Source organism: Blautia sp. An81, assembly GCF_002161285.1.
GTDB classification, from domain to species: domain Bacteria; phylum Bacillota; class Clostridia; order Lachnospirales; family Lachnospiraceae; genus Blautia; species Blautia ornithocaccae.
The window spans coordinates 1-4,440 of record NZ_NFHH01000057.1; the positions used below are offsets into that span (position 1 = coordinate 1).

A 4,440-nucleotide genomic window follows, 5' to 3' on the forward strand; every position below is an offset into this window, starting at 1 on the left:
TATTAGCGTCGGGTTAAAATAACCATCTAGTGTCAGGCTAAAATAGCCAATCCTAGTCAAATTAAAAAAGCCATTACATACAGGTCTTCATCCTCTTATACTGATGATAAGCCAATGCATCAGAAAAGGAGGATTTATGCACGAAGATGCTACATGTAATGACTTACAAAAAATCATAACACAAGCAATCAACGAAATAAAGCAGGAACAAGGCGAAAAGTTCAACCTTGCCAAAATTAATCTTGCAGAACTGGAACGCCGAACCGGGCTCAGCAGATCCAGGCTAAGGCACTTAAAAGAAAATAACTTTATTGTTACGCCACATGGGAGGACAGGACAAAAAGCAACAGCTACGGTTCTGACCGGATATAGCGGCATTATTGACGGACTGCTCCGAAAAGGCGTCACGAATTCTTCTGTATGCTTTGAGCGGCTGCAGGAAGCTGGATATACCGGTGGGTTAACAACCGTAAAAACTTATATAGCTGATCACCGGGATCTTGTCCCGCCCAAGCGTCAGCTCGTTGCCCCTCAGGGAAACCGGGGACGCAGATATCAAACTTCCCCTGGGGAATCCTATCAGATGGACTGGGGCTTTGTCCAGGTAGATACAAATACCGATGCTTCCTATAAGGTCGCATGTTTTGCTATGATCTGCCATCATTGCGGGGAAAGATACATCGAATTCTTCCCCAATGCCAGACAGGAAAATCTTTTTATAGGGATGATTCATGCTTTTACTTATATGGGAATCCCGCACTATATACTGACAGACAACATGAAAAGTGTCGTGATCCGGCGTGATCCAGAGGGACATCCTATCTGGCAGAAAGATTATAAAGTGTTCATGGAAACGATCGGTTTCCAGACGAAGCTCTGTAAACCAAGGCATCCTTTCACCAAAGGCAAGGTGGAGCGCCTGATCCGCTTCGTAAAAGATAACTTCCTTGCCGGCAGAGTTTTTGGCACGATAACCGAATTAAATCTGGAAGCCATCGGATGGTGCAACCGCCAGAACAGCATATACCATAAAGCAGTGGACTGTATCCCCTATGAAAAGCATCAGGAAGACTGCATGGCTGTTGCTTCCATATTAACAAAAACACAGGCACTTGCTTTCTATCTCTGTCCGGAAAGAAAAATTTCTTTCGATGGATTTGTCCATTATGAAGGGCGGCGCTTCGGCGTCCCATACTGGTACACCCAGAAGACCTGCAGGATCCGGAGAGATTCCTTTACCCTCTATATCTACGCATCCGATCTCAGCAAAGTCCTGACCACCCATGATGTTACTTGGATGAGAAGGGACAGTTTCTGCCGGGATCAGTACGTGACAGAACAGCCGGAAGAAGTTCCATCAATGCCAGTCAAAACCCGGATCTTTCAGATAGAGCCACCCAAACAGCACTCCGGATTTGAAAAATTCAACTTTGAGGAGGGTCTGTGGGATGAATGAATCAATACTTGAAAGAATCCAGTCCAGCGCAAAGGCACTGAAGATCGATCTTTATACAGCAGAACTGGCCAGCTATGCCGATGAAAAAGAACTTACGCCGGAAGCTCTGGAGGCAGTCTGCGGAGTTTTTGAATACCTGGAGCAGAAAAAATACGACTCCATGGTCCACACGATGCTAAAACTGAGCAAGCTTCCTATGAATGAGCCGAAAACCTTTGAAAGATTTGATTTCAGCCGGCTCCATGGGAAGCATGTGCAGTCACTGAAGAACCTCTCTTCTCTGTCCGCTCTGTATGCAGGAAAAAATCTGGCATTTATTGGTCCGCAGGGTGTAGGCAAAACTCATCTGGCCATGGCTTTTGGGCGGGAATGCTGCCTGAAAGGATATAAGACTTATTTCTTAAGGGCAAGCGAACTCAACCAAAAGTTGACGGATGCAAGGAAACACGGCCGGGAGGGGGCTGTCATCAACGGGCTGGTAAAGCCTTCCTGCCTGATCATTGATGAGATTGGCAGGTGTGTGTTCGATAAAGAGAACACCCGTATGTTCTTTGATGTGATTGACCGCCGCTATAATAAAGATGGTCCCAGCACCATGATTTTTACCAGCAACAAAACACCAAACCAGTGGGGCGAATATTTCAGCGAAGATGATACGCTGCTTTGTTCTTTAGACCGGGTTTTTGATGACGCCACTGTATTTATGATCAAAGGTGACAGTTACCGGGGACGCAAGCTGGAAACACTTGGTCTTGAGGCTGGTATCGCAAAACATACGGAGTATAAAAATGCGTAACTGTTAATAACATACATGATGCATTGGCGATTTTAAATTGACTGAGATTGGCGTTTTTAATCCGACTCTGAATGGTGAAAATCGCCCGACGCTAACAGTGCTGCCTGTTTTGCGGAACATTCCTTTTAACTGTTATTAACCTTTTATACCGCAGCTGGCAATTCCCTTATAATAAAAGGTCCCCAGCATCATCCGATTAGAATATATGATATTGCTCGGATGCCGGGGACCTTTTGTATTCTTCGTTCTATTTTCGCAGTGAAGCCATGTATTTTCATCTCGAATATGTGTTATGAACCATGTTTTCAACACCTCCAAAAGAAATGAACTCTTTTCTGAAAACAACCTTTTTCACAAAATTCTATTACACTGATAAAGTGCACTATTCTGTCTCTTAAACTCTAAAAGCAAATATACTCCATAAACAATTCCTGGAACTTCTTGTCATTAGACAACGGAATTTCTTCTGCATTTTTTACCAGCTTTTCCATTACCTCCACAGCGTTTTCCTCCATTAAGCATCTGACAACTCCTGAGAGACAGCTGTTCCCAACTGCCACAATCTTTCCCTCGCATTCTTCCGGGAACATACCGATTCCCACAGCTTTGCGGATATCCAGCCGGCACCCGAATCCTCCGGCTATATAGATTCTGTCAATGTCCTCATAGCCGACTCCATACCGCAGCACCAGTGTTTCCAATCCTGACCTGACTGCTGATTTTGCCAGCTGTATCTCTCTCTCATCTTTCTGGCAGAATCTGATATTTTCTTCCTGGTCCAGAAAAAATCCATCCTCAAAGAACTCCTCTTCCATAAGACCGTTTTCATCTATGATCTCTTCTTTCAGCAATTCATATACAGTATCCACAACACCTGTTCCGCATATACCTTTTGCCTTCTCATTTCCAATGGTTTCTGCCTTTACTTTTCCGTCCTGAATATCCACTTTACAGATAGCTCCCGGCACGCTTCCCAGGCCGCACAGGATATTTCCTCCTTCGAATACCGGCCCTGCCGCCATAGAAGCCACCATGATCTTTTCGCTGTTTCCGATGGCCATTTCTCCATTAGTTCCCAGATCGATCAGCACTGAAATTTTATTACGCTTTTCAAACTCCAGACTATACAATCCGGCTGTAATATCTCCTCCTACAAAGACCGAAATCCCCGGGCAGATAAGGACTGGGAAATCAAGATCCTCTTTTCCAAACAACTCTGAAGCAGTGGAGGAGATGGTGTTAATATTTACAGGCTTAAAAGGATATACTCCCAGGCTCTCACAGGAATATCCCATAAAGAGATGGACCATGGTGGTATTGGCGCCTATTACCATCCGTTTAATATGGACTGCTTTATTTCTTGTAAAATAACGGATGCCTTCTTCCAGATTGTTTCGGATGATCTTCTGGAGCTCTTTGCCTTTTCCCTGATTAGAAGCATTCATCCTGCTAATAACGTCTGCGCCATAGCTTCTCTGCTTATTGATAGAGGTATAAACATCTGCGATCTTTCCTGTCTCCAGCTCTATCAGCTCCATGGCAATGGTGGTGGTCCCTATATCTACAGCGATTCCGTATTCCAGATTTTCAGAAACATCTATCCCCTTATCCTTCCCTTCTGCCAGCACAAAAAACTCCTCTTCTTCATCAGGAAGTTCTATCTCACAGGGCTGTTCCGGATACAGTCTGCATGCCAGACGATAGCCTTCTGCCAGCTCCTCTTCAGAAAAAATCTTTTTATCTTCCTCTGTGGGAGCAAATTCTCCCTTCAGCACTTTTACCCGGCACAGCTTCTTTTCAATCCCGTTTTTCTTCAGATAATAATGCTCATACAGCTGTTTCATAAAATCTGATATCTGTTCCATCAGATAATGGTTCTTCTGTGCCTGGTCGTCCCAGCTGCATGTATGGGTAATGCTCCCCTGCCAGTTCTTCTGCCGGTTAAATCCCTCATTCTCTATTTTCCACCGTCTTCTCCCTGTTTCTGCCATCTTTTCTGCATTCCCTTTCGTGATCTTCATACTGCTCAGCCATTGGAATTCCCTTACGCTTCCCTCCTCTTCTTCCCAGTATCTTAATACGTGCACCAGCCTTCCCTCATGATCGATATCATTCACGAATTCTGCTTTCCCTGCTCTTCCTTTTTCCGGTATCTTTTCGTATTCTTCCGCTATACTTGGTATGCTCC

General features: G+C 44.6%; 3 protein-coding genes. 2 read left to right on the forward strand and 1 reads right to left on the reverse strand.

The annotated features are described in order from the left end of the window. Window positions 1–136: 136 nt before the first annotated feature. Together istA and B5G33_RS20715 are read left to right on the forward strand one after the other, a co-directional pair. Complete coding sequence (gene istA / locus B5G33_RS20710) at window positions 137–1,456, forward strand: IS21 family transposase (RefSeq protein ID WP_087418962.1); 1,320 nt, start codon at window positions 137–139, stop codon at window positions 1,454–1,456. Then, window positions 1,449–2,252, forward strand: coding sequence for an ATP-binding protein (locus tag B5G33_RS20715; RefSeq protein ID WP_070088855.1), 804 nt, complete (start codon window positions 1,449–1,451; stop codon window positions 2,250–2,252). Before istA ends, B5G33_RS20715 begins: the two co-directional genes overlap by 8 nt. 401 nt (window positions 2,253–2,653) lie before the next feature. On the opposite strand, the gene B5G33_RS20720 is transcribed toward B5G33_RS20715, so the two are convergent. Next, on the reverse strand, window positions 2,654–4,440 hold a 1,787-nt coding region (locus B5G33_RS20720), incomplete at its 5' end, for an ASKHA domain-containing protein (RefSeq protein ID WP_087418963.1).

Coding starts and splice junctions, on each gene's coding strand:
- istA (WP_087418962.1), top strand. CDS start 137: ATGCACGAAGATGCTACATGTAATGACTTACAAAAAATCATAACACAA.
- B5G33_RS20715 (WP_070088855.1), top strand. CDS start 1,449: ATGAATGAATCAATACTTGAAAGAATCCAGTCCAGCGCAAAGGCACTG.